The 25,270-nt window shown below is 69.4% G+C and carries 27 protein-coding genes; 21 read left to right on the forward strand and 6 right to left on the reverse strand.

All coding sequences use genetic code 11. The features are described 5' to 3' along the window. The first annotated feature begins 74 nt into the window (after nt 1-74). The 9 genes from AUC47_RS04570 (at nt 75) to AUC47_RS04610 (ending at nt 7,976) form a co-directional block, all read left to right on the forward strand. The gene (locus AUC47_RS04570; RefSeq protein WP_096714019.1) at nt 75-1,241 is read left to right on the forward strand and encodes an ROK family transcriptional regulator; all 1,167 of its coding nucleotides are present in this window, start codon (nt 75-77) and stop codon (nt 1,239-1,241) included. Continuing rightward, nucleotides 1,238-2,236, forward strand: a complete 999-nt coding sequence (locus AUC47_RS04575; protein WP_096714020.1) for a Gfo/Idh/MocA family protein — start codon at nt 1,238-1,240, stop codon at nt 2,234-2,236. The genes AUC47_RS04570 and AUC47_RS04575 overlap by 4 nt, the downstream gene beginning before the upstream one ends. Further along, nucleotides 2,233-3,252 carry a Gfo/Idh/MocA family protein gene (locus AUC47_RS04580; protein ID WP_096714021.1) on the forward strand — a complete coding sequence of 340 codons (1,020 nt, stop codon included), beginning with the start codon at nt 2,233-2,235 and terminating at the stop codon, nt 3,250-3,252. The genes AUC47_RS04575 and AUC47_RS04580 overlap by 4 nt, the downstream gene beginning before the upstream one ends. A gap of 359 nt (nt 3,253-3,611) precedes the next feature. Next, nucleotides 3,612-4,613 carry a magnesium and cobalt transport protein CorA gene (locus tag AUC47_RS04585; RefSeq protein WP_096714022.1) on the forward strand — a complete coding sequence of 334 codons (1,002 nt, stop codon included), beginning with the start codon at nt 3,612-3,614 and terminating at the stop codon, nt 4,611-4,613. A gap of 141 nt (nt 4,614-4,754) precedes the next feature. After that, nucleotides 4,755-5,459, forward strand: coding sequence for an SGNH/GDSL hydrolase family protein (locus AUC47_RS04590; protein WP_096714023.1), 705 nt, complete (start codon nt 4,755-4,757; stop codon nt 5,457-5,459). Nucleotides 5,460-5,667: 208 nt separating this feature from the next. Further along, nucleotides 5,668-6,039, forward strand: coding sequence for a PadR family transcriptional regulator (locus AUC47_RS04595; protein ID WP_096714024.1), 372 nt, complete (start codon nt 5,668-5,670; stop codon nt 6,037-6,039). 1 nt (nt 6,040) lies between these two features. Continuing rightward, nucleotides 6,041-6,412: a DUF1048 domain-containing protein gene (locus AUC47_RS04600; protein WP_096714025.1), complete on the forward strand. Its 372-nt coding sequence runs from the start codon at nt 6,041-6,043 to the stop codon at nt 6,410-6,412. Further along, complete coding sequence (locus AUC47_RS04605; protein WP_096714026.1) at nt 6,409-7,212, forward strand: ABC transporter ATP-binding protein; 804 nt, start codon at nt 6,409-6,411, stop codon at nt 7,210-7,212. Before AUC47_RS04600 ends, AUC47_RS04605 begins: the two co-directional genes overlap by 4 nt. Further along, the gene (locus AUC47_RS04610; protein ID WP_096714027.1) at nt 7,209-7,976 is read left to right on the forward strand and encodes an ABC transporter permease; all 768 of its coding nucleotides are present in this window, start codon (nt 7,209-7,211) and stop codon (nt 7,974-7,976) included. Before AUC47_RS04605 ends, AUC47_RS04610 begins: the two co-directional genes overlap by 4 nt. A 171-nt stretch (nt 7,977-8,147) precedes the next feature. On the opposite strand, the gene AUC47_RS04615 is transcribed toward AUC47_RS04610, so the two are convergent. The 5 genes from AUC47_RS04615 to AUC47_RS04635 form a co-directional block, all read right to left on the reverse strand. Next, on the reverse strand, nt 8,148-9,611 hold the full coding sequence (locus AUC47_RS04615; RefSeq protein ID WP_096714028.1) for a lipase maturation factor family protein: 1,464 nt from the start codon (nt 9,609-9,611) through the stop codon (nt 8,148-8,150). Between the two features lie 219 nt (nt 9,612-9,830). Next, on the reverse strand, nt 9,831-10,757 hold the full coding sequence (locus AUC47_RS04620; protein ID WP_096714029.1) for a glycine betaine ABC transporter substrate-binding protein: 927 nt from the start codon (nt 10,755-10,757) through the stop codon (nt 9,831-9,833). Beyond that, on the reverse strand, nt 10,750-11,706 hold the full coding sequence (locus AUC47_RS04625) for an ABC transporter permease (RefSeq protein WP_096714030.1): 957 nt from the start codon (nt 11,704-11,706) through the stop codon (nt 10,750-10,752). The genes AUC47_RS04620 and AUC47_RS04625 overlap by 8 nt, the downstream gene beginning before the upstream one ends. Further along, the gene (locus AUC47_RS04630) at nt 11,706-13,019 is read right to left on the reverse strand and encodes a quaternary amine ABC transporter ATP-binding protein (protein WP_096714031.1); all 1,314 of its coding nucleotides are present in this window, start codon (nt 13,017-13,019) and stop codon (nt 11,706-11,708) included. Before AUC47_RS04630 ends, AUC47_RS04625 begins: the two co-directional genes overlap by 1 nt. A 345-nt stretch (nt 13,020-13,364) precedes the next feature. Beyond that, nucleotides 13,365-14,498, reverse strand: a complete 1,134-nt coding sequence (locus tag AUC47_RS04635) for a class I SAM-dependent methyltransferase (RefSeq protein ID WP_096714032.1) — start codon at nt 14,496-14,498, stop codon at nt 13,365-13,367. Between the two features lie 62 nt (nt 14,499-14,560). Between AUC47_RS04635 and AUC47_RS04640 the strand changes: the two genes are divergently transcribed. From AUC47_RS04640 to AUC47_RS04685, 10 genes are all read left to right on the forward strand, one after another. Continuing rightward, nucleotides 14,561-15,217: a TetR family transcriptional regulator gene (locus tag AUC47_RS04640; RefSeq protein WP_096714033.1), complete on the forward strand. Its 657-nt coding sequence runs from the start codon at nt 14,561-14,563 to the stop codon at nt 15,215-15,217. Further along, nucleotides 15,214-16,191 (forward strand): ABC transporter ATP-binding protein, encoded by a 978-nt coding sequence (locus tag AUC47_RS04645; protein ID WP_096714034.1) that lies wholly within the window; start codon nt 15,214-15,216, stop codon nt 16,189-16,191. Before AUC47_RS04640 ends, AUC47_RS04645 begins: the two co-directional genes overlap by 4 nt. Further along, nucleotides 16,188-16,988 (forward strand): ABC transporter permease subunit, encoded by an 801-nt coding sequence (locus AUC47_RS04650; RefSeq protein WP_096714035.1) that lies wholly within the window; start codon nt 16,188-16,190, stop codon nt 16,986-16,988. Before AUC47_RS04645 ends, AUC47_RS04650 begins: the two co-directional genes overlap by 4 nt. 109 nt (nt 16,989-17,097) lie before the next feature. Beyond that, on the forward strand, nt 17,098-17,877 hold the full coding sequence (locus AUC47_RS04655; protein ID WP_179297516.1) for a carbon-nitrogen hydrolase family protein: 780 nt from the start codon (nt 17,098-17,100) through the stop codon (nt 17,875-17,877). Nucleotides 17,878-17,924: 47 nt separating this feature from the next. Next, nucleotides 17,925-19,394: an APC family permease gene (locus AUC47_RS04660; RefSeq protein WP_096714036.1), complete on the forward strand. Its 1,470-nt coding sequence runs from the start codon at nt 17,925-17,927 to the stop codon at nt 19,392-19,394. A gap of 45 nt (nt 19,395-19,439) precedes the next feature. Then, nucleotides 19,440-20,150, forward strand: a complete 711-nt coding sequence (locus tag AUC47_RS04665; protein ID WP_096714037.1) for a FadR/GntR family transcriptional regulator — start codon at nt 19,440-19,442, stop codon at nt 20,148-20,150. 208 nt (nt 20,151-20,358) lie between these two features. After that, entirely contained in the window at nt 20,359-20,739 is a 381-nt protein-coding gene (locus tag AUC47_RS04670) for a GntR family transcriptional regulator (RefSeq protein ID WP_096714038.1), read from the forward strand. After that, nucleotides 20,736-21,647, forward strand: a complete 912-nt coding sequence (locus tag AUC47_RS04675) for an ABC transporter ATP-binding protein (RefSeq protein WP_096714039.1) — start codon at nt 20,736-20,738, stop codon at nt 21,645-21,647. Before AUC47_RS04670 ends, AUC47_RS04675 begins: the two co-directional genes overlap by 4 nt. Beyond that, complete coding sequence (locus AUC47_RS04680) at nt 21,647-22,333, forward strand: hypothetical protein (protein WP_096714040.1); 687 nt, start codon at nt 21,647-21,649, stop codon at nt 22,331-22,333. The genes AUC47_RS04675 and AUC47_RS04680 overlap by 1 nt, the downstream gene beginning before the upstream one ends. Before the next feature lie 231 nt (nt 22,334-22,564). Further along, nucleotides 22,565-23,674 carry an FUSC family protein gene (locus AUC47_RS04685; protein ID WP_096714041.1) on the forward strand — a complete coding sequence of 370 codons (1,110 nt, stop codon included), beginning with the start codon at nt 22,565-22,567 and terminating at the stop codon, nt 23,672-23,674. A 120-nt stretch (nt 23,675-23,794) separates the two neighbouring features. Here AUC47_RS04685 and AUC47_RS04690 read toward each other — a convergent pair whose 3' ends face one another. After that, nucleotides 23,795-24,013 carry an SCO4848 family membrane protein gene (locus AUC47_RS04690; RefSeq protein ID WP_096714042.1) on the reverse strand — a complete coding sequence of 73 codons (219 nt, stop codon included), beginning with the start codon at nt 24,011-24,013 and terminating at the stop codon, nt 23,795-23,797. Nucleotides 24,014-24,124: 111 nt separating this feature from the next. Here AUC47_RS04690 and AUC47_RS04695 point away from each other — a divergent pair, with 111 nt between their 5' ends. Continuing rightward, nucleotides 24,125-24,748, forward strand: a complete 624-nt coding sequence (locus tag AUC47_RS04695; protein ID WP_256999442.1) for an RNA polymerase sigma factor — start codon at nt 24,125-24,127, stop codon at nt 24,746-24,748. Continuing rightward, on the forward strand, nt 24,745-25,206 hold the full coding sequence (locus tag AUC47_RS04700; protein WP_096714044.1) for a hypothetical protein: 462 nt from the start codon (nt 24,745-24,747) through the stop codon (nt 25,204-25,206). The genes AUC47_RS04695 and AUC47_RS04700 overlap by 4 nt, the downstream gene beginning before the upstream one ends. Nucleotides 25,207-25,270 lie beyond the last annotated feature (64 nt).

Below are 25,270 nucleotides of genomic sequence, written 5' to 3' on the forward strand. Positions count from 1 at the left end.
AACGACTGATCTTGATTTGAGAATGCGGTGTGCTATTTTGATCGCACCCCGCGACGACGAGAAGGAGGCCGCACATGGTCGTGCCGACCCAGCTGTCGATCGTCGCCCGCTCGGCGCAGCACCTGCGAGACGCGGGCGCCGCCACGGTGAACGAGATCGCACGCTCGCTCGAGGTCTCCCGCACCTCCGTCGAGAACGCGGTCGCCACCCTCAGCGAGTCGGGGCTCATCGTCGAGGGCTCGGCCGCACCGTCGGCCGGTGCCGGACGCCCCGCGCGCCACTACTCCTTCCATGCGGCAGCCGGCACGGTGGTCGGCATCGACATCGGCGTGGCCAGCGTGCGCGTCATCCTCGCCGACCTCACCGGCCGCGTGATCGCCCAGCAGGCCTTCGCCGGGGTCGCCGCGCAGAGCGACGGCGCCGCCAAGCTCGCCGCCGTGATCGAGGACGTCCGCCGGACGCTCGCCGCCGCCTCGGTTCCCGCATCGCGGGTGCGCGCGATCGGAGTCTCGCTCCCCGGTCTCGTCGACGACGCGGGCCGCGTCGTGATGTCGGTCGTGATCCCCGAGTGGTCGGGCGTCGACATCGGCGCGCAGCTGCACCAGGCCTTCGGCTGCCCCGTGTCCGTCGACAACGGCGTGCGTCTCGCCGCGGTCGCCGAACACCACCTCGGCGTCGCCCAGCTCGTCGACGACGTCGTCTACCTGTCGGTCGGCAACCGCATCTCGATGGGGCTCATCCTGGGCGGTCGGCCGCGTCGCGGCATCCACAACGCCGCCGGCGACATCGGGCGCCTCGCGTTCCGCGGGCTGAACACCGAGACGGGTCAGATCACGTGGCGCACCGCGGGATCCGCCGCCGAGGTCTTCGCCCTCGCCCGCTCGGGCGACGCCGACGCGCAGCACGAGCTGGACGCCTTCATCGACGAGCTCGCCCACGGCATCGCGACCCTCATCATGACCGTCGATCCGGCCATGATCGTGATCGGCGGCGGACTGTCGGCCGCGCACGAGCAGCTGCTCGACCCGCTGCGGGCCGCCCTGCCCGGCCATCTCGGACTCCCGTTTCAAGTGCCCGTGGCCGAAGCGCGGCTGGGCGCCGAGGCCGCCGCTCACGGCGCCGTCGTGCACGCGTTCCGCCGTCACGCCGCGAGCATCTACGGCATCGACGACATGCCGGTGCCGCCCATCACCCCGCTGACCCCCGAGTCGGCGACCCACCCCGCAGAGGAGAAGCAGTGAGCACGCTGACGGTCGGACTCATCGGCGCCGGAGGCATCTCGCGCGTCCACGCCGACGCCTGGCGGGCCCTCGGCGCCCGCGGATACGTGACCTCGCTCGACGGGGCGGAGGAGATCGCCGCCGAATACGGCTTCGAGGTCGTCGCCGACGTCGACGCGCTCATCGACCTGGTCGACCTGGTCGACATCGTCACGCCCAGCGGCACGCACGCCGACTTCGCGCTGCGCGCGATCGCCAGCGGACGCGACGTGATCTGCGAGAAGCCGCTGGCCGCGACGGCCGAAGCCGCCGCGCAGGTCGCAGCCGCCGCCGAGGAGGCGGGCGTGCGGCTCTTCCCCGCCCACGTCGTGCGGTACATGGCCGAGTACGCGGCGATCAAGGATACCGTCGACGCCGGCCGCATCGGCGAGATCGCCGTGCAGCGGTTCAGCCGCACCGGGTCCGCACCCCAGTCGCCCTGGTTCTTCTCGGAGCGGGCGGGCGGAGGCGTCATCCGCGACCTCATGATCCACGACCTCGACCAGGCGCTGTGGTTCGCCGGCCCCGTCGACACCGTCTACGCGGTGCAGAACCCGCCGACGGTCGACGATCGCGTGCCGGTGCCCGTGTCGTCGCACGTCGTGCTCACGCACCGCAGCGGTGTGATCAGCCACGTGCACGCGAGCTGGGGGCTCCCCGGCATGCCGTTCCGCACGAGCGTCGAGGTGGCCGGGTCCGAGGGGCGCGTGCGGTACGACAGCGCCGAGGACCGCACCCAGCGCACGGATGCCGTGCTCGACGACACGGCGACCGACTACCTGCCGCCGATGTCGCCGCAGGAGAGCCCGTACTACGCCGAGATCGCCGACTTCATCGCCGCCGTGCGCGAGCACAGGGACGCGCGGGTGGACCCCGCCGACGGCATCCGTGCGGTGGCCGTGGCGGAGGCGGCGATGGCGTCGATCGCGTCCGGCGCCCCGGTCGCCGTCGTCTCGTCCGAGGAGGTCGTCCGATGACCGCTCCGCTGCGCATCGCCGTGCTCTCGTTCGCCCACACGCACGCCCTCAGCTACGTGCACGCGCTGCAGGCGATGCCCGGGGTCGAGCTCATCGCCACCGACCCCGACGGCGCCTCTGCGCCCGACGATGCGCTGCGCGGCGCCGACCTCGCCGCCGAGCTGGGTGTCTCCTACGTCGACGACTACGACACCGCATTCGCGTGGAAGCCGGATGCCGTCGTGATCGCGGCCGAGAACTCGCGGCATCGTGAGCTCGTCGAACGGGCGGCGAGCGCCGGTGCGCACGTGCTGTGCGAGAAGCCGCTCGCAACGACCGTCGACGACGCGGTCGCGATGCAGCGCGCGTGCGACGAGGCGGGTGTGATCCTCATGGTCGCCTACCCCGTGCGGTTCTCCCCCGTGGTGCGGGACGCCCTCGCCGAGCTGCGCGCGGGACGACTGGGACGCATCCTCTCCGTCACCGGCGTCAACAACGGCAAGCTGCCGGGGGACCGCGCCTGGTTCACCGATCCGGACCTCGCGGGCGGGGGCGCGCTCGTCGACCACGTCGTGCACTGCGCCGACCTGCTCGACGAGCTGCTCGGCGAGCGGGCCTCGTCGGTCAGGGCCGTGTCGAACGGCATCCTGCACGCGCAGCGCGACCTTGCCGTCGAGACGGGCGGGCTCGTCACGATCGGCTACCCGAGCGGCGTGATCGCGACGATCGACTGCTCGTGGAGCTGGCCGATGAGCTCGCCGACGTGGGGCGGGGTGACGCTGCAGGTCGTCGCCGAGCGCGGCACCGTCACCGTGAGCCCGTTCGCGAAGGGCGTCGCCGGGCACGACGCGAGCGGCGAGACGTGGACGCCGGTCGGTGCCGATCTCGACGCGCTGCTGCTCGACGAGTTCGTCGCCGCCGTGCGCGAGGGGCGGCAGCCGCAGCCCGACGCCGGCGTCGGCATCCGCACCGTAGAGATCGTGAAGGCCGCGCAGGCGTCCGCCGCCTCGGGCGGGCAGGTCGTCACCCTGGGCTGATCGATGCCCATTCCCGTCGCAGTTCGTGCCGTCGACACCTGACGCAGGCGGCACGGAGTGCGACGGGAGGCGCCTCGGAGCGGGCACCGCACACATCACGCATCACACGTCCGGGATGCGGGAGTATGCTGGGCGATCGGGTCACGTGGCCCCAGATGCGAGAGGCGGTGATGGCGATGTCCGGTGATAGTAGCGACGCCGCCTTCGTTGCGTCGCGTCTGACGGCATCCGTGCGTTGAGCTCCGGCTCCGCACCGACCGTTCTCCTCCGCAGCGTCGGCGGCGTCATCCGCCCCTGACGATTCCTGCGCACGCCGCCGACCCTTCGCGGCGAGCGCCTGCGAGAACGGAGGCCGCATCATGGCCCTCATCGACAACGGCGTGTACGTCCACGGACGTCGCGTGGAGACCCTGCACAACCTCGACGACACGTCGCGCACCCTCGGCGCGCTCGGCGGCATCGCCTGGATCGGGCTGTACCGCCCGAGCCCGCAGGAGGTCGAATCGGTCGCGCGCGAGTTCGACCTGCATCCGCTCGCCGTCGAGGATGCGCTCTCCGGGCACCAGCGCTCGAAGGTCGAGCGCTACGGCGACACCCTGTTCGCCGTGCTGCGGCCGGCACGCTATCGCGACAAGGAGGAGTCGATCGAGTTCGGCGAACTGCACCTGTTCATCGGACCCGACTTCGTCGTGACCATCCGGCACGCCGAGTCGCCGAACCTCGCCGCCGTTCGGCGGCGGATGGAGGCGAACCCCGAGCTGCTCGCGATGGGGCCGGAGGCCGTGCTGTACGCCATCCTCGACGAGGTCGTCGACGAGTACGAGCCGATCGTCGCCGGACTCGAGAACGACATCGACGAGATCGAGGACCAGCTGTTCGGCGACAGCGACGACGACGCCCTCTCCCGACGCATCTACGAGCTCTCGCGCGAGGTGATCGGCTTCCAGCGCGCCGTGCACCCGCTGGCCGGGATGCTGCAGTGGCTGCGTCGAGGATCCGACAAGTACCGCATCGACGAGGAACTGCAGCGGTCGCTGCGCGACGTGCTCGACCACGTCATCCGCGTGCAGGAGAAGATCGACTCGTTCCGGGCGATCCTCGAGAACGCGCTCACCGTGCAGTCGGCGCTCGTCGCGCGGCGACAGTCGGAGGCGGGGCTCGCGCAGAACGACGAGATCAAGAAGATCTCGTCGTGGGCGGCCATCATCTTCGCCCCGACACTCGTCGGCACCGTCTACGGGATGAACTTCGAGGGGATGCCGGAACTGCAGTGGACCTTCGGATACCCGATGGCGATCGGCGCGATGGCGGCCTTCGCGGTCGGGCTGTACGGGGTGTTCAAGTACAAGCGCTGGCTCTGACGGCATCCCCTTCCTTCCCCTTTCTGCGTCGACGCCCCTGCCGGTCGCCGACGCCCCGCCTGAGTCACGTCGCTGAAGGGGGGCCTCGGCAACCAGGAGGGGCGCCGGCGCATGGACGACGAGGACCGGTAGGGTCGGAGCGTGAGCTCCGCAGCATCCGACCTCGCCCGCCTCGCCGACCTGCTCGCCGGCCCCGAGCCGCTGAACTGGGTCATCACCGGCGACTCGATCACGCACGGACTCGTGCACACCCAGGGTGCGCGCAGCTACGCCGAGCACCTGCATGAGCTGATCCGCGGCGAGCTCGGGCGCACGCGCGACATCGTCGTGAACTCGGCGATCAGCGGACACCGACTGCCTGACATCCTCGGCGACTTCGAGCGGCGCGTCTCGGCGTGGCGTCCCGATGTCGTCACGCTCATGATCGGCACGAACGACATGTCGACGCTGCCGGGCAGCCCCCACGTCGAGCCCGCCGCGTTCACGGCATCCCTGCGCGAGTTCGTGGCGCGGGTGCGCGAGCTCGGCGCGATCCCGGTGCTGCAGACACCGCCGTCGATCGACACCGCGAACGCTCCGGGTCGGGAGCGGATCGCGGAGTTCTCGGATGTCGTGCGCGCCGCCGCGGCGGCAGACGACGTCATCCTCGTAGACCAGAACGCCCGCTTCACCGAGATCGGGGGAGGCGGCGTGCCGTGGGGTCTCATGAACGACCCCTTCCACCCGAACGCCGCCGGTCACGCCGCGCTCGCGCTCGGGCTCGCCGCGACCCTCGGCATCCGCCCTGCCGCATCGCGCGCGCTGCCGCTGCTCGAGGCGCGGGTCGCCGCCGCACGCCTCGTCTGACCTACGCGATCCTTCCTTCGCCCTGTCGCGGCGATCGCCCCGCGCGGCCGTGGCAGTTCATGCCGTCTGCGAGCTCGTCAGGCGGCACGAACTGCGACACGACGCCCGGGAAGAATCTCGGTATTCATTGTTGCTAAGTACCGGTACTCAGTGTTACTTTGTACCGGTACCCAGCATCACTGAGTACCGAGCGATAGAAGGGAGCGTCATGGGCAAGCAGATGACCGAGATGCTCAAAGGCACTCTGGAGGGCATCGTCCTGGCCCTCCTCGCCGAGCAGCCGGCCTACGGATACGAGATCACCGCGCGACTGCGCGATCACGGATTCACCGACATCGCCGAGGGGACGATCTACGCCCTCCTCGTGCGGATCGAGCAGAAGAAGCTCGTCGACGTCGAGAAGGTGCCGAGCGAGAAGGGCCCGCCCCGCAAGGTGTACTCCCTCAACTCCGCCGGCACCCAGGAGCTCGAGGAGTTCTGGACCACCTGGACCTTTCTCGCGCAGCGCATCGACCAGCTGAACAGCACCCCCTCGAACACCACGAACACCCCGAACAGCACCACGAACAAGGAGAACTGACATGGCCGCCAAGTGGCTCGAATTCATCACCGGATCGCTCGAGCAGAAGAAGCAGTACCGCGATGCGAAGAAGCGCATCGAGGCCCTGCCCGAGCCCTACCGCACCGTCGCGAACGCGCAGCACCGCTACACCATGTACTACGGCGGGATCACCGACGGCGACACCCTCGTGCGGATCTTCCTCGACCTCGCCGACCTCTGGGAGCGCGCAGCCGTCGACGGAACCCCCATCGCCGACATCGTCGGAGACGACCCCGTCGAGTACGCCGAGAGCTACGCCGAGGCGTACGGCGGCACCCAGTGGGTCGACAAGGAACGCGCCCGCCTGATCGAGGCGGTCGACGACGCGAAAAAGAAGGAGCACCGCTCATGAACGCACCAGCCGTCAGCGTCCGCGGCATCGAGAAGTCCTATCGCGACCTGCCCGTGCTGCGGGGCGTCGACTTCGAGGTCGAGAAGGGGTCGATCTTCGCCCTCCTCGGCTCGAACGGCGCAGGCAAGACGACGATGGTCCGCATCCTCTCGACGTTGCTCAGAGCGGATGCCGGAACCGCCGTCGTCCAGGGATTCGACGTCGCCGCAGAGCCGCTGCGGGTGCGCGAGTCCATCAGCCTCACCGGGCAGTTCGCCGCGGTCGACGAGATCCTCACCGGACGCGAGAACCTGGTGCTCGTCGCCAAGCTGCGCCACCTGCCGCACCCGGGCGATGTCGCCGACCGGCTGCTCGCGATCTTCCGTCTGACGGATGCCGGAGCACGCAAGGTCGGCACGTACTCCGGCGGCATGCGGCGACGCCTCGACATCGCGATGAGCCTGGTCGGCGACCCCGAGGTCATCTACCTCGACGAGCCCACCACCGGACTCGACCCCGAGGCGCGCATCGAGGTGTGGACCGTCGTCAAGGAGCTCGCGAACACGGGAACGACCGTGCTGCTCACCACGCAGTACCTCGACGAGGCCGAGCACCTCGCCGACCGCATCGGCATCCTGCACGAGGGCCGCATCATCGCGAACGGCACGCTCGGCGAGCTGAAGGCCCTGCTGCCTCCCGCGACCGTCGAGTACGTCGAGAAGCAGCCCACCCTCGAGGAGATCTTCCTCACCCTCATCGGCCCGTCCGGATCGGTCGTCGAGCGGCCGGAGCGAGACGACACGAAAGGACACGCAGCATGACCACGCACTTCGCCGCAGACACGGCGACCCTCACCGGCCGCTCGATGCGGCATATCTTCCGCAGCCCCGACACGATCATCACCACGGCGGTCACCCCGATCGCCCTGATGCTCCTGTTCGTGTACGTGTTCGGAGGGGCGCTGCGCACGAGCACCGGCTCCGAGAACTACGTGAACTATCTGCTTCCCGGCATCCTGCTGATCGCGATCGCATCCGGCATCGCCTACACGGCGTTCCGGCTGTTCACCGACATGCAGAGCGGCATCTTCGAGCGCTTCCACTCCATGCCGATCGCGCGGTCCAGCGTGCTCTGGGCGCACGTGCTGACGTCGCTCACCGCGAACGCGATCACCCTCGCGATCATCTTCGGAGTCGGGTTCCTGATGGGATTCCGCACCGGAGCGGGCGTGCTCGCGTGGCTCGGCGCCATCGGCATCCTCCTGCTGTTCACCCTGGCGCTCACGTGGCTGGCGATCATCGCGGGACTCAGCGCCAAGACGGTCGACGGAGCGAGCGCGTTCTCGTACCCGCTGATCTTCCTGCCCTTCATCAGCTCGGCGTTCGTGCCGACCGACACCATGCCGGGACCGGTGCGCTGGTTCGCCGAGAACCAGCCCGTCACGTCGATCGTGAACACGCTCCAGGCGCTGTTCGCCGAGCAACCCGTCGGCGACGACATCTGGATCGCGCTCGCCTGGTGCGTCGGCATCCTGGTCGTGGCCTATGTGCTCGCGATCGTGACGTACAGGAAGAAGATCAGTTGATCTGGTCGTGCCCCGCCCTTCGGTTGGCACCTCGTGTCGGAATTCTTGAGGAATTGCGACGGGAGGTGCCAACCGAGCTGCGCGCACGCGAACTCGAGTTGGCACCTCGTGTCGGAATTCCTGAGGAGTTGCGGCAGCAGGTGTCAACCGAGCGGAGCGGATGCCGCGGGCTCACCGCAACCCGAGCGGACCGAGCACCACGCGCTGCCGAGTCCGCATCCATCGCACGCCGTGCGCGCGGCGCTCGGCGCGGGTCGCGAAGCGGTACCGGTACGACACCGCCCGCACCCACCGGGGTCGCTCGCCGTCGAAGGGATCGGAGCGCAGCAGCGCCAGCGTCGGCGCATCCGCTTCGAGCAGCCGCAGCAGGAACACGGTGAACCAGTCGTCGAGCGAGCGCCCGAGCGGCAGGAACCACATCAGCCAGTCCAGACGCAGGTGGTACGGCGCGAACTGACGGGGCATTCGCCGCACATCGCCGGGTTTGCCCTTGAACTCGTACTCCCGCCAGAGCAGCGCGTCGTCGTCGAGCGAGCCCTCGACCACGAGTTCGATCCGCTCCTTCGTGACGGTTCCGAACGCGCCGTACGCATTGGCGATCTGCCACCGGTTGAAGCTCGCGTTCATGAGCTGCCGTCGAGCGAACAGGTTCCGCAGAGCCGGCCAGCTCAGCACAGCCACGAGCACGCCGACGGCCGCCGTGATCACGAACCAGTACAGCGGGATGCCGGGCCACGCCGCGCTCGTCGCCTCCTCCGCCGAGCCGACGCCGGGAAGCGCTACCGCGGAGAACGCGATCACGATCGTCACCCAGTTCAGCCACGCGAAGTTCCCGGTCGCGACGAGCCACAGCTGGGTCGCGATCATGATGAGCGCAGCCGTCGTTCCGATGATCTGCGGCACGGGCCCCGGCACCCAGATCGACAGCAGCGGAGCGAACACGAAGAACGGCACGACGAGCTGCGCGAGATGGTTGCCGACGACCTCCGCCCGGTGGAACCAGGTCGGCAGCAGGTGCGCCTGACGGCTCAGCGGTCCGGGCATCGGCTGCGTCTCATGGTGGTACATGAGCGCGGTGAGGTCTCGCCATTCGCGACCGCCGCGGATCTTGATCATGCCGGCCCCGAACTCGACCCGGAAAAGCAGCCACCAGAACAGCACGATCACGACCGTCGGAGGCGGCTGGTCGTACGACCCGAGGAACGCCGCGAGGAACCCCGCCTCGAGCAGCAGCATCTCCCACCCGAAGGAGTAGAACGTCTGCCCGATGCTCACGATCGACATGTACCCGATCCACAGTGCGAGGAACGCGATCATCGGCACCCACGGCGGCGCGAGCTGCGGGATGCCGAGCACGAGCAGCGCGGAGACCGCGATGCCGCACCAGCTCAGCGCGACCAGACGCCGATCGGTGTAGCGGATGCGGAGGAAGAGGGTGGGATGCAGCATCCGCCGTCGTGACGGCTTGTCGCCGACCCAGTCGAGCAGCGTCGGCACCGGGAGCAGGCCGTGCTCGCCGAGCAGGGGCCGGAACTGGTTAAGCGTCGAGACGAAGGCGACGAGGTACAGCGCCGCGATGCCGCGCTGTAGCACCTCTCGGGCGAACCCGAAGTCGACCGCCGCGAACCCGTCCATGAAATCAGGCTACGTCGCGGCGATTCCGACATCGAAGGGGGTTGCGCGATGGCCGCAGGCCCCGGGTCGTTGAGCGAGGAGCGAAGCGACGAGACGAAACGCGGTGAGGCGATCTCGAACCCCACCGCGTTTCGTCTCGCTCCGCTCGCTCAACGACCGCGATTCACCGTTTCGTCTCGCTCCGCTCGCTCAACGACCGGGAGCGCGCCCGCCCTCAGGTCAGTCGACGACCCAGTCGAAGTCCGAGCCGTGCTCGTCGAGCCATGCGTCGACGGCCTCGGCCTCGCGACCCTCGCCGTACTCGTTGACGACGAGGTCCTCCAGCGAGCCGTACTGCGCGTCGTCGAGTTTGATCTTCTCGATGAGCTCGGCTGCCTCGGGGTACTCGGCGGCGAAGCCCTTCGTCCCGAGGAAGTGCAGCCCCTCGGCCTCGCCCATGGCGCCCTTCGGGTCTTCGAGGTCCTTCACGGGATAGGCGTCGTTGGCCCAGAACGGACGCCACAGCGTCACCACGATGTCCTTCTCGTTCTCGGTCGCCGACTTCAGCTCCGTGAGCATCGCGGCGGTCGACGAGGTCACCAGCTCGTACGACCCGTCGAGTCCGTATTCGGGCATCATCTTCTGGGTCTGGCCGGTGAGTCCGGCGCCCGGTTCGATGCCGTAGATCTTGCCGTCGAACCGATCGCTCGCGGCGGCGAGCTCGTCGATCGAGTCGATGTCGGTGTACTCGGGCACCGCGATCGTGAGCTTCGCGTTGTCGTAGTACGTGCCCAGGTCTTCGATCGAGTCGCCGTAGGTCGCCATGTACTCGGCGTGCGTGATCTCGGGCCACGCCGAGGGGAACACGTCGACGTCGCCCTGCGCGAGTCCCGTGTACAGCGGCCCGGCCTCGGTGAGGGTGTTCATCTCCACGGTGTACCCGAGCTTCTCGAGCTGATCCTGCAGCAGGTACGCGGTGCTGAGACCGTCGGTCCACGAGGGCAGGAACCCGAGGGTGATCGTGCCCTTGTCACCGCCGCCCGCGGCATCCGACCCGCCACCGGCGAGTTCGATGGTTCCGCCGGCGCCGTCGCTCGCGCACCCGGCGAGGGCGAGGGATGCCGCGGCGCCGAGCGCCGCGACGGTGATGAGCCTGCGATCACGCATTCTGGAGCTCCTTCTCTTCGACGGACGCGGGTGCGGTTGCGGGTGCCGGGGCTGCCTCGATCGCGGCAGCGCGCTGCTGCGCGCGGCGATCGCGGATCAGAGCCAGCAGCGAACCGCGGTTGCGTCCGAGTGTGCCGAGGGCGGCGGTGACGCGGTCGAGGAAGACGGCGATGAGCACGACCCCCAGACCTGCCTCGACGCCCTTGGCGATGTTCACGGTGGAGATGGCCTCGACGACCATCTTTCCGAGGCCGTCGGCTCCGGCCATACCGGCGATGACGGCCATCGAGAGCGCGAGCATGATGACCTGGTTCACGCCGGCGAGGATGGTCGGCATGGCGAGCGGAAGCTGGATGCCGCGCAGGATCTGCCCCGGCTTCGCGCCGAACGCCTGTCCCGCCTCGACGGTCTCGGAGTCGACGCCGCGGATGCCGAGCTCGGTGAGGCGCACGCCGGGCGGAAGCGCGAAGATCACCGTCGCGACGAGACCCGGCACGACGCCGATGCTGAAGAACACGATCGCGGGGATCAGGTACACGAACGCGGGCATCGTCTGCATGAAGTCGAGCACCGGCTTGAGCACCGCTCGCACGGTCGCGTTGCGTGCCGACCAGATGCCGAGCGGGATCGCGATGATCACGGCGACGAGCGCGGCGACCAGCACCAGGGCGAGCGTCTGCATCGCGGGGACCCAGAGGCCCATCGCCACGATCAGGGTGAACGAGATCACGGTGCCGATCGCAAGCTGCCACGACCGCACGAGCCACGCGATGAGCGCGGCGACCACGATCACGACGTAGAAGTACGGCAGGAGCAGCAGGAAGGTCAGGCCCTGCACGAGCGAGGTGACGACGAACGACACCACGTCGAGGAGGCCGTCGAGGTTGGTCTTGATCCAGTCGACGCCGGATGCGACCCACGAGCCGAGGGGAATGCGGAAGCCGTCCATCAGCGCACCTCCCCTGCCATCGGAGATCCTGCATTCGTCGAGGGCGGTTCGGCGGTCCAGCCGTCATCCAGCACGGCGTCGATCTCCGCCTGCGGCATGGGCAGCAGCGGAAGGGTGAGCTCTCCGGTCGCACCGGGACCGGGGCCGAGCGCTGCGAGCAGCGTGATGCGGGGGATGACGCCGACGAGGCGTCCCTCGGCGTCGACCACGGCGAGAGGCAGCGGCGACTCGACCGAGGGGATGAAGAGGTTCATGAGCACCTCGTCCACGCTCACGCTCTGCGGGACGGGCTTGAGGATCGACTCGAGAGTCGTCACACCCGTGCGAACCAGCTTCACGGCATCCCGGTCGGTGACGATGCCGAGCAGCTTGCGGTCGCGGCCGGTGACGTAGGTCGCCGACATGAAGGCATCCCGCATCTGCCGCAGCGCCGTGCGCGGACCGGCCGTCTCGGCGACGACGGGGCGCGGGCGATCCATGACGTTGCCGGCCGTGAGCACGCGGGCACGGTCGACGTCCTGCACGAACTGCTCGACGTAGTCGTTGGCGGGGTCGGTGAGGATGTCCTCGGGCGTGCCGATCTGCACGATGCGGCCGTCGCGCATCACCGCGATGCGGTCGCCGAGGAACATGGCCTCGTTGAGGTCGTGCGTGATGAAGACGATGGTCTTCTGGAACTTCTCCTGCAGCTCGAGCAGCTGCTCCTGCATCTCGCGGCGGATCAGCGGGTCGAGGGCGCTGAACGCCTCGTCCATCAGGAGGATGTCGGTGTCGGCGGCGAGCGCGCGGGCGATGCCGACGCGCTGCTGCATGCCGCCCGAGAGCTCGGACGGCAGCTTGTCGGCCTGACCTTCGAGACCCACGAGCGACAGGATCTCCTCGGCCTTCGCGAGACGCTCGGCCTTGCCGACGCCCTTCAGCTCGAGCGGGTAGGCGACGTTCGCGGCGACCGTGCGGTGCGGCAGCAGGGCGAAGTGCTGGAACACCATGGAGATGCGGTCGCGGCGGATCTCGCGCAGCCGCGAGCCCGGGATGCCGGTGATGGCGTCTCCCCCGACGAGCACCGAGCCGTCGGTGGCCTCGTGGAGACCGTTCAGCATCCGGATGATGGTGGACTTGCCGGAGCCGGAGAGCCCCATGATGACGAAGATCTCGCCGCGGTTCACGGTGAAGCTGGCGTCGATGACGGCTGCTGTCCCGTTCTCGGCGACGTCGGTGCGGGTCTCACCGGCTTTCAGGCGTCGCACCGCCTGATTCGTGTTCTTGCCGAACACCTTGTACAGATTGCGCGCTTCTAGAGCGATTTCGGACACGTTTCCCCCGCGGCTCGCCTTCGGGTGGCTGAGCCTGCTTCGGTTACGCCCGGGTGACGCTCCCGGCCGTTTCGACATGGTGCTGTGGCGGCACGGACGGCGGATTTCGGATCCCCCGCGATAGAGCATCGACCGTACGCCCACGCCTCTTCGCAGCACAGCACAATCGAAAGAAGGACGTGGTCGCGGACTGGTCTTCGGGCCGTCAGGCCCACAGACCAACGTAACGAAATGGCCGGTCAGCGCCAAATCCGGGTTTGCTAGTCTGCCTGACTTTCCGCGTCTGACCGGGGGATTGCGCGGGGTCCGTCGCGCGTGTCGTCGGGCGTTTCGTCGGGCGTGGCGTCAGCGGCGGATGCTGCGCGTCACCGTGAACTTCGAGGTGCGGTGCAGTTGCTCGGTCGGACCGACGAGACGGGTCAGCTCGGCGCGATAGCCCAGCGACGAGTTGTACACCGTGAAGAGCTCTCCGCCGGGGCGGAGGATGCGCGCGGCGGCGTCGAACAGCCGGGTCGCGGCGCCGGTGTGGACGCTCGCGCCGAGGTGGAACGGCGGGTTGAGCAGCACGACGTCGGCGATGCCGTCGGCAAGTGCGGATGCCGCGTCGTCGTGCATGACCTCGATCCGATCAGCGACGCCGTTCGCCGCGGCCGTGGCCCGCGCGGAGGCGACCGCTGCAGCCGAGCGATCGGTCGCGATGACCCGGGCGTCAGGATGGGCGAGCGCGTAGGAGACGGCGAGCGCGCCGGTGCCGCAGCCGAGGTCGACGACCGTCTGCGCTGTCGAGCCGCCGGGCTCGGCGGCCCAGGCGGCGCGCTCCCGGTCGAGCACATCGAGCAGCACCCGGGTGCCGATGTCGAGCTTCGCGCCGGCGAACGCTCCGCCATGCGCGACCAGCGTGAGTCCGTCGTGCCGCTGCATGACCGGGAAGGGCGGCTCGCCCTCGGCATCCCGCGGTCCCGAGGCGACCACGAGCCGGGACTTCCGCTCCGCCCGCTGCGGCTGGACAGCCGCGAACCGGCGGCCGACCACGTCGTTCTGCGCTAGGGTCATGTGCTTGACCCGGCCGCCGGCGACGAGCACGACGTCCGGTGCCGCCCATCGCGCGACGGCATCCGCGATCTCCTCGAGCTCGGCGAGCGACTTCGGCAGTTGCAGCAGCACGAGTCGCGCACCCGCGAGCAGTTCGGCGTCGAGCTCGTGCGGCGCGAAGCCCGACAGTCCGAGCTCGGCGGCGTTGAGGTCGAGTGCGCGGCGACCGGTGGCGAGGTCCTGGTGCACCCGGATGCCGGAGAGTCCCGCCGCGACGAGAGGCAGCGTGATCGCTCCATACGCGTCGCCGACTACGGCCACCTCGGCGCCGGGGATGCCGGAGGCGAGCGCGCGCTCGACGAGCAGCAGGTCGGTCGCGTCGTGAGCCTGCAGGTTCGCGGCCTCGACGTCTGGCCGCCGACGAAGCCGTGCGTACGGGAATTCCACTCGTTCAGCCTAGGAGCGCCCGGCCCTTGACCCGGACTGAACACGCGTTTAGTCTGCTGTACATGCGTTCAGCATCCGACGATCTCACGACCCGCGCTCGCATCCGCGACACCGCCATCGCCGCTTTCGCTCGCGACGGCTTCGACGCGACGAGCCTGCGCTCCATCGCCCGCGAGGTCGGGGTGAGTCCGGCGCTGATCGTGCATCACTTCGGCGACAAGAACGCGCTGCGCGCCGAGTGCGACGCCTACGTGGTGAGCGTCTTCATCGACGAAGAGCACGTAGTCATCGAGGCGCCGACGCGAGACCGCATCCGGGCGGCGATGCACGACATCGAGCGTTACGGCCCCTACATCGACTACCTGGCGCGCATGCTCGTCGACGGCTCACCTGCGGCAGACGGCCTCTTCGACAGACTGCTCGACGCCACCCGGGGCGTCTTCGAGGATCAGCGCAACGCCGGAGTGCTCGAGCCGATGAGCGACCCCGAGATGACGATCCTCCTGGTCACGCTGATCGGACTCGGCCCGGTGGTGATGCGCGCGCAGATGGCGCGGGCGCTCGGTTCCGATCAGCTCAGCCCGGCGGGGCTCCGGCGCATGACGGTCCCGACGCTGGAGCTGCTCACGCACGGCATCTACTCGACCACTGCGCTGCTCGACGGAGCGCGTGCGGCGCTCGCCGACGACGCGGAAGCGGAGAAGGGATCGGACTCATGAGTGACGCGGTCGAGATCCGGAAACTGCACAAGCGCTACGGTCGCCGGGTGGCGGTGCATGAGCTCGACCTGACCGTGCGGCCGGGCACCGTGTTCGGGCTCATCGGACCCAACGGCGCCGGAAAGACCACGACCCTCCGCACGCTCGTCGACGTCATCCGCCCGTCATCGGGCGACGTGCGAGTGCTCGGGGCCGAACCGAGGCGCGGCGGGGCGGCGCTGCGCCGACGCATCGGCTACGTGCCCGGCGAGCTGCACCTCGAGGGCCGCGCGAGCGGACACCGCACCCTCTCGTTCTACGCCCAGGTGTCGGGCACGCGCGACACCGCCGGTACTCTGCGGACCGCCCACGACCTGGCCGATCGCCTCGGCGTCGACCTCGGCCGTCCCGTCCGCACTCTCTCGAAGGGCAACAAGCAGAAGGTCGGGCTCATCCAGGCGTTCATGCACCGACCGGAGCTGCTCATCCTCGACGAGCCGACCAGCGGCCTCGACCCGCTCGTGCAGCGCGAGTTCTTGGCGATGGTCCGCGAGGCGCGGGACGCCGGACAGACCGTGCTGCTCAGCTCGCACGTACTGAGCGAGATCCAGCAGACGGCCGACGAGGTCGCAGTGCTCGCGAACGGCCGCGTGGTCGCCGACGGAGACGTGTCGTCGCTCCGGCTCGGCTCGATCCGTCGGGTGCGCGCGGAGCTGGCGGCGGATGCCGCGACCGCCCGCCCTGCCCTGGACAGCCTTCCGGGCCTCACCGGTCTCGAGCTGCGCGACGCCGATGGCATCCTGCAGCTCTCCGGCACCGTCGAGGGCGCGATCGATCCGTTCGTGAAGGCGCTCGCGCGGTTCGACGTCCGTGATCTGTCGGTCGAGGAGCCCGACCTCGAGGAGTCGGTGCTGCGCCTCTACGGACGGGCGGCTTCCCTTGCACCCTCTCCTTCCCGACGATCTCGGCGCACACGGCGGGAGGAGCGGGGATGAACGGCATCCTTCCGGTGTTCCGGCGCAGTCTGAGGGAGTCCTGGCGCAGCGCGCTCGGCTGGACCGTCGGTGTCACCGCGGTGCAGGCGCTCTACCTGCCGTTGTACCCGAGCCTCGGCGGCAGCGACCAGTTGCAGGGGCTCATCGATGCGCTGCCCAAGGAACTCGTCGATACGCTCGGTTACGACCAGATCTCCAGTGGCGCGGGTTACACCCAGAGCACGTTCTACGGGCTCATGGGCTTTCTGCTGTTGACCATCGCCGCCGTCTCGTGGGGCTCCGCAGCCCTCGCCGGCGCAGAGGAGAGCGGACGCGCCGAACTCGACCTCGCGCACGGCATCGGACGGGTGCCGTACGCCCTCGAATCGGCGCTCAGCGTGCTCGTGCGACTGCTGTGGTTGGGCGCCTTCTCGGGCCTCGTGGTCTGGGCACTGAACGGACCGGCCGAACTCGAGCTCGAACCGGTGCGCATCGTCGGGGCCAGCGCCGCGCTGACCGGACTCGCATTCCTCACGGCATCCGCCGCCCTGCTCGCGGGCGCAGCCACGGGTCGACGCGTCTGGGCGACCGGCGCGGGCGCGGGCATCGCGGTTCTCGGGTACATCCTGCAGGCGCTCGCGAAGCAGTCCAGCGACCTCGAATGGCTGAACGCCCTGTCGCCGTATGCGTGGGTGTATCGCCAGTCGCCGCTCGCCGAGGGCGTGGATGCCGCTGGTCTCGCGCTCACGTGGGGCGTGGCGCTCGTGCTCGCCTCGGCATCCGCCCTCGCGCTTCGGGCCCGCGACCTGCGGGGCTGAGCCGCCGCCGCCCCTTGCGGAGGAAACACGATCGTCACACAATGGTCATCTAATAGATCAATCTGATCTATTAGATGGATCACGACGACGTATCCCGAGGAGCCCCCGCATGACCCTGACCATCGCCGGACTGCAGCACGACGGCGTCGCCGGCGATGTCGAGGCGAACCTCGCGATCATCGCGGATGCCGCGCGCGACGCGGTCACTCGGGGAGCGAGCATGCTCGTCACCCCCGAGATGTTCGTCACCGGGTACAACATCGGCGATGCGCTGGCGCCGCTCGCCGTGCCCGAGCTCGTCGACCGCATCGCCGCCATCGCCCGAGACGCGGGCGTCGCGATCATCGCCGGCCTCCCCGAGACCCTCCAGGACGGCGCCATCACGAACTCGCTCGTCGCCGTCGATCGCGAGGGCGCCGAACTGCTCCGCTACCGCAAGACGCACCTCTTCGGCGACCTCGACCGCAGTCTCTTCGTACCGGGCGACACCCTGCCACCCACGGTCGACATCGACGGCGTCAAGATCTCGGTGCTCATCTGCTACGACGTCGAGTTCCCCGAGACCGTGCGCGCCGCGGCTCTCAGCGGAGCGGATGCCGTCATCGTCCCGACCGCGCAGATGGAGCCGTACGCCCACATCGCCGAACGGCTCATCCCCGTGCGTGCCTGGGAGAACCAGGTGCACGTCGTCTACGTCAACCGCACCGGCACCGAAGGCGACCTGACCTACGTCGGGCGCAGCAGCATCGTCTCCCCCGAGGGCGTCGTCCTCGACTCCCTCGGACCCACCGACACCGGCCTCCTGATCGCCACGATCGATCCCGAGGCCACGCGACGCGCGCGACGGGAGAACCCGTACCTCGCCGACCGCCGCACCGATCTGTACTGACCCCTCCTCTCCCGCATCCCCTTCGGATGCTCGTCGAAAGAGACCACATGACCGTCTCCCCTCTCGCCGAGCCGCGCCAGCGCCTCAGCGGACAGCTCGGCACCGGCGCGATCGTCTTCATGGTGATCGCCGCCGCCGCTCCCCTCACCGTGATCGGCGGCAACGTGCCGATCGCGATCGGCTCCGGCAACGGCGCCGGCGCCCCGATCGGCTTCGCGCTCGCGGCCGTCATCCTGCTCGTCTTCTCCGTGGGCTTCGTCACCATGACCCCGTTCGTGAAGGAGGCCGGCGCCTTCTTCTCGTACGTGACCGCCGGACTCGGATCCCGGTTCGGACTCGGCTCGGCCTTCACCGCCCTCGTCGCCTACACCGCCATCCAGGTCGGCGTGTACGGCTACATGGGGTGGGCGGTCGACGACCTCGTGACGTTCTTCGGCGGGCCGAGCCTGCCGTGGTGGCTGTACTCCTTCGCGACCATGGCGATCGTCGCCGTGCTCGGATACCGGCACATCGAGCTGAGCGCGAGGGTGCTCGGCATCGCGCTCGCGCTCGAGATCCTCGTCGTGGTCGTGCTCGATGTCGTCATCTTCGCCACCGGAGGCGCCGACGGCGTCGCCCTCGAGACCTTCGACCCGGCGAACGTGTTCACGGGCGGAATCGGCGTGGCCGTGCTCTTCGCGCTCACCGGATTCATCGGATTCGAGGCGACCGCCGTGTTCCGCGACGAGGCCCGCTCGCCCGAGCGCACCATCCCCCGGGCGACGTACCTCGCGGTCATCATCATCGGCGTCTTCTACGCCGTCTCCTGCTGGGCGCTCGTCACCGGAGTCGGCGCGAGCAACGCGGTCGCCGTGGCGCAGCAGACCCTCGCGGGGGAGGGCAACCTGCTGCTCGACACCACGACCCAGTACCTCGGTCCGATCCTCCGCGACGTCGTGCAGGTGCTGCTCATCACGAGCCTGTTCGCCTGCGTGCTCTCGTTCCACAACGTGATCGCGCGCTACCAGTTCACGCTCGCGCACAAGGCGGTCCTCCCCGCTCGACTCGGACGCCGTCACGCGACCCACCACTCCCCGGCGTTCTCGTCGATCGTGCAGACCATCACCGCCGCCATCGTGCTGGCCGTGCTCGCGCTGCTGGGTCTCGACCCTCTCGTCGGCGTGTTCGGCTCCATGGCCGGCGTGGCGACGGTCGGCATGGTGCTGCTGATGCTGACGACCTCGATCGCCGTGCTCGTCTTCTTCGCGCGACGCCCCGAGCTCGCGTCCGGTCGCTCGGTCAAGGCACGGGTGTTCCCGATCCTCGCCGTGATCGGTCTCGCGTTCGCGCTGTGGCTCGTGCTGTCGAACTTCACTCTCGTGACCGGGGGGAGCGTCGCGGTGAGCACCGTGCTCGCGCTGATCCCCGTCGCCGCGATGGCGATCGGTATCGTGGCGGGCAGGCGGTTCCACCTCGACGCCGAACTCGTCGAGGACCCCGCCGCACCGGATCGCACGGAGGAACGCGCGACGAACTGAGTCGGGGGCGCCCGGCCGACCGGTGCCGACCGAGAGACGCACACGATGGACCTGGCCTCCCCGGCACTCGGCGCGATCCGCCGCACGACCGCCGTCGACACGGTGCGTGCGCGGATCTCGCTGGCCGTCGAGCTCGGGATGCTGGCACCGGGGCAGCGTCTGCCCAGCACCGAGGACACGGCTCGCGCGTTCGAGGTCAGCGAGATGACCGTGCGACGCGCATACCGCGCGCTGAGCGACGAGGGCGTCGTCGTCCGGCGCAAGGGCCACGCCGGCGGCACGTTCATCGCCGACGCACCGGCGGTGGGCACGGTCGTCGAGATCGACGCGTACCGGGCGGATGCCGCGCACGTGCACGCCCTGATCGACCAGCGCGCCGCCCTCGAGGCCGGACTCGCTGCGGTCGCCAGCGCCGCCGTCGACGAGGAGGCGCTCGCGCGGCTCGACGCCCTCGTCGAGGAGATGCGGTCCGTGCCCGACTGGACCGGCTTCCGCACCGCCGACGCTGCGTTCCACGAGGTGCTCGTCGGGATGGCGGGCGCAGCCGGCGCCGCCGACCTGCACCAGCGCGTGTCGCACGAGCTCTACGCCTACTTCATCCCGTACCGCATCGACTACCTGCGGGAGTCGAACGAGGAGCACGCCCGACTCGTCGAAGCGCTGCGAGCGAAGGATGCCGCGGCGGCGAGCCGCCTCGCCTTCGACCACGTCGCCGAGCTGCACGGGTCGATGTACGTCGGGAGTCCCCGCGCCTGAGCCGCGGTCGCGCGGGCGCGTTCCCCAGCAGGTCGTTGAGCGAGGAGCGCAGCGACGAGACGAAACGCGGTGTCAGCTCGCACGGCGGGAACCGCGTTTCGTCTCGCTCCGCTCGCTCAACGACCCGGTCCGAGTCCATGGTTGACACACTCAGGGTTCAATGGTTACCTAGTGGAGTAAGTAACCCACCAACCACTGCGGAGGACTCGTGATCGAAGAAGGCAAGCCGCTCTTCCTCCAGATCGCCGAGCAGATCGAGGACTCGATCATCGACGGCTCGCTCCCGGAGGAGACGAAGGCGCCTTCGACCAACGAGCTCGCCGGCTTCTACCGGATCAACCCCGCCACGGCAGCGAAGGGAGTCGCCATGCTCACCGACAAGGGAGTGCTGTACAAGCGTCGCGGCATCGGCATGTTCGTCGCCGAGGGCGCACGCGAGATCGTGCTCGGCGAACGCCGGGCCGCGTTCGCCGACCGCTACCTCGACCCGCTCCTCGCTGAGGCCCGCACTCTGGGCCTCAGCGCCTCCGACCTCGCCGCCCTGCTGACCGAGCGGGCGGCCTCCACAGAAGGGAAGAACCCCGCATGACCGCCGTCATCGAGGTGCAGAACCTCACCAAGCGCTACAAGGACAAGCGTGCCCTCGACAACGTGTCGCTGACGCTCGAGGCCGGTGCGATCTACGGCCTGCTCGGGCGCAATGGCGCCGGCAAGACGACCCTCATGTCGATCCTCACGGCGCAGAACTTCGCCAGCTCCGGAGACGTCAGGGTGTTCGGCGAGCAGCCCTACGAGAACGCCCGCGTGCTCGACCGCATCTGCTTCGTGCGCGAGAGCCAGAAGTACCCCGATGACGCGTACCCGCGCCACGCGTTCAAGGCCGCCAGCCTGTTCTTCCGCAACTGGAACCAGGAGCTGGCCGACGATCTGATCGAGCAGTTCCAGCTGCCGATGAAGCAGACGATCAAAAAGATGTCACGCGGGCAGCTCTCGGCCGTCGGCGTCATCATCGGGCTCGCCTCCCGCGCCGAGCTGACCTTCTTCGACGAGCCCTACCTCGGACTCGACGCCGTGGCCAGGCAGATCTTCTACGACCGCCTGCTCGAGGACTACGCCGAGCATCCGCGCACCATCATCCTGTCGTCGCACCTCATCGACGAGGTGTCGAACCTCATCGAGAAGGTCATCGTGATCGACAACGGTCGGATCCTCCTCGAGGAGGACACGGATGCCGTGCGCGACCGCGCCGTGACGGTCGTCGGCGACGCGGCGAAGGTCGACGCCTGGGCGACCGGGCGCGAGGTGCTCCATCGCGAGTCGCTCGGCCGGGTGGCGTCGGTCACCGTGCTCGGGCACGTGTCGGCCGCCGAGCGGGCCGAGATCTCGGTATCCGGTCTCGATCTCGCGCCGGTCTCGCTGCAGCAGCTGATCGTCCGCCTCACGCAGAAGGCGGAATCCGCGACCAAAGACGCCGCCGTGAAGGAAGGAGCCCGCTGATGCGACGCACACTGAACGTCATCCGCCTCCAGCTGATCAATCGCCAGACGTTCATCTGGGTGCCCCTGATCATCCTCGGCTCCGCCGTCGTGATCTCGGTGCTCATCTACGCGATGATCCCGATCGACACTCCGAAGTACGGCGGCGGCGGGCAGGCTCCGCTCTGGTACTTCTTCGCAATCGGCATGGGCGCGATGACCTACACGTTCCCGTTCTCGCAGGCGATGAGCGTGACCAGGCGAGACTTCTTCCTCGGCACGCTGGCCACTGCCGTGCTGGGAAGCGCTCTGCTGGGGCTGGTCTTCCTTCTCGGCGGAGCGATCGAGCTCGCCACGAACGGATACGGCGTGAACGGATACGTCTTCCACCTGCCGTGGCTGTGGGAGGCAGGACCCGCAGGCGCCTTCATCGTGTTCTTCACGCTCGCCCTCTTCCTGTTCATGCTCGGGTTCACGGGTGCCACGATCTACAAGAGCTGGGGCCCGCTGGTGCTGACGATCGTCGGCGTGGGGCTCGCGCTCGTCCTCCTGGCGCTGGTGTTCCTCGTGACGCGTCTGGAGCTGTGGCTGCAGGTCGGTCGTGCGATCGGCGACCTCGGGGCGCTCGGACTCGCCCTGTGGGGACTCGTCATCGTCGCCGTGCTCGCGACCCTGTCGTTCTTCGCGTTCCGACGCGTCACCCCGTAGCTCGCGGGCTCGCGCCTCGCTCCCGTTCGGGGGCCGACACGCCGATCGGCGGACCGCTTCACGGCATCCGTCCGACATCCGGCGTGTCGGCCCCCGCATCGTCTGCGTGGGCCGGCGGATGCCGGTCGTGACGGCCGCCCTACCCGGCGCGCATCCGAGAGGCAACCCCGTTCGACTGGGCGACGGGAGCGGCTATCGTCTGCCTGCGGGGAGGACGACTGAGAGGATGCCGTGACGAAGATCCGCTCGCGAATCCGCGAACGCCGGCCGGCCGTCGTGGAGTCGCTGCGCGAGGCGGTGCAGCCCGCGCGACTGCTGCTCGTAGCCAAGACCGCTCTCGCCGTGGGGCTGGCATGGTGGATCGCCCCGCACATGCCGGGCGTCACCGATCAGTACCCGTATTACGCGCCGCTCGGCGCCCTCGTGAGCATCTATCCGACCCTCATGGGGTCGGTGCGATCGAGTCTGCAGACGCTCCTCGGCCTGGTCGCCGGCATCGGCCTCGCCACTCTCGTGATCGTGACGGTCGGTCCGAACTGGTGGACGATCCCCGTGGTCGTCGGCCTGGGGGTTCTGCTCTCGGGAACGGGCTGGTTCGGCGCCGGCAAGGAGTACGTGCCGATCGCCGCACTCTTCGTGCTGATCATCGGGGGGCAGAACGCCGACGACTACTCCCTCGGCTACCTCACGCAGATGGCGGTCGGCGTCGTCATCGGCCTGGTCGTCAACCTGCTCATCGCCCCTGCGCCCACGACCCTGGCCGCGGCGGCACGGGTCGACGCGTTCCGCCACCAGCTCAGCGACCACCTGCACGACATCGGCTACGCGATCACCGAGTCGTGGCCGCCGGAGCACGAGCAATGGGCGGAGGATGCCGCGTCGCTCGCCGACACGACGTCGTCGCTGCGCACCGCGCTGGCGGAGGCGGACGACAGCCGCCGCGTGAATCCTCGCGCGCGGGGCGGCCGGGGCGCGACGCAGCACGCGCATGAGGATCTCACCCGTCTCGATCGCATCGCGCATCTGATCCGCGACATCGCCGACGCCACGGCCGACACGATCTGGGACCGCCCGGGCGCGATGCCACTCGACCCCGAACTGCCCGAACCCCTGGCGGCCGCCTGTCACGCCGTCGCCGACGTGATCGCCGCGGAGGACCCGTCGACGGCCGAGGCCCACCGACTGCGGGGCGAGGCGGCCCGAGCCATCCGGATGCTGCTCGAGAGGGTCGACGACCGCACGGCCGATGTCGGCCGCACGACGGGTCCTGGCGTGCTCGCGGCCATGCATCTGCGCCGCATCCTCATCGTGAGCGGCATCGGGAACGAGTCACGCGACTGACGTCCTTCGTCAGGGGAAGCCCAGGCCCGGAGAGCTTCGGACGGCGCGTCGCACCACGACATGCGGATGCCGAGGGCTCGGCATCTCCGTTTTCCGCGCGGCCCCTCTTCCGCTCGGCCCCTACAGGGAACCGGTGAGCGCCGCGATCCCGGCGAGCACCGAGGCCAGGGCCAGCACCAGGGCGATCGAGATCAGCACCACGTGCACGGTGAGGAACGTCGTCGGCTTGCCAGCGGCATCCCGAGCCCGGGGATCCTTCGCGATACGAGCGTAGAACCGCGGCCAGACGAGGGCGTTGAAGGCGGCGTTGGCGAACAGGAGCACGGCGAGCACGGTCACCCCTCCACGGTATCGGCTCGACCGCGCGCGATCCGCCGGGAGAAATCGACCGGGTCCATGTATCAGGAACCTCTTGCCGCGCTCCTGACAGGTGTGATCACAATGAGTCCCATGACCGACGGCGTACCCGGCGCCGGCCACGATCCTGCACCGGAGGACGGCGCGGCACGCTGGAAGCTCGCCGCCGCACACTTCGACGCATGGCGGGGCGGCGACAGCCGCGCGATGGACGACCTCGTGCGGCTGATGACGCCTGTGCTCTGGCATGTCGTGCGCGCCTACGGTCTCGAGCGCACGCTGGCCGAGGACGTCATCCAGACCACGTGGATGCAGTTGGTGCGCGGCGGGCGCTCGATCACCGAGGCCCGGGCCGTCGCCGCCTGGCTCACCACGACCGCGCGCCGTGAGGCGTGGCGCGCCGGCAAGGCGCACGGGCGGATCGACACGACCGACACGGATGCTCTCGACGCGCTGCTGCCGGAGCAGGAATCCGCCGAGGAGCACGCCGCGACGGGCGATGAGAACCGCCGACTCTGGGCAGCCGTGCGGCTCCTCGCCGAGCGCTGCCAGCGGCTTCTGCGCGTCATCGCGTTCGAGGACCGCCCCGACTACTCCCGGCTCGCCGTCGACCTCGGCATGCCCGTCGGCAGCATCGGACCGACGAGGCAGCGATGCCTCGCCAAACTGCGCGTGCTGCTCGACGCTCCGACGACTCGGGCGGAGGGGACGCCATGAGCGGGACCGACCGGCAGGATGCGGCGCTGTTCGCCCGGCTGCGCGATCTGTGGCGGGACGTCGATCCGATGCCGGCCACCCTCATCGACCGGATGATCGCCGCCGTCGCCGCCGAGGGCCTGAGCGAGGAGTACGCCCTGCTGACCCTCGTCGAGCAGCCGCTCGGCGCGGTGCGCAGCGACACCGACGCGCTCACGCTGCAGTTCAGCGACGGCAGGACCAGCATCCTGCTGCACGTGACGCGCACGGCGAGCGGACGCCACCGGGTCGACGGGTGGGTCGACACCGCGGCGGCGGTGATCGAGCTCACGCAGGGCGAGCGGGTCCGTCGCACCGCCCCCAGCGAGACCGGACGCTTCGCGTTCGACGAGGTGCCCGACGGGTTCACGCGTGTGCGCCTCACCACCACGGTCGGCGACGAGGAGCGCACGCTGTCGACACCGCAGTTCGAGTTGTGATCCACCGCGGGTCCGCCCGCACACATCGCGGGACGACCCGCACGGAATGCGGGTGCGCCCGCGA

Origin of the sequence: Microbacterium sp. SZ1 (genome assembly GCF_002362255.1) — a bacterium.
Taxonomy (GTDB): Bacteria; Actinomycetota; Actinomycetes; order Actinomycetales; family Microbacteriaceae; genus Microbacterium.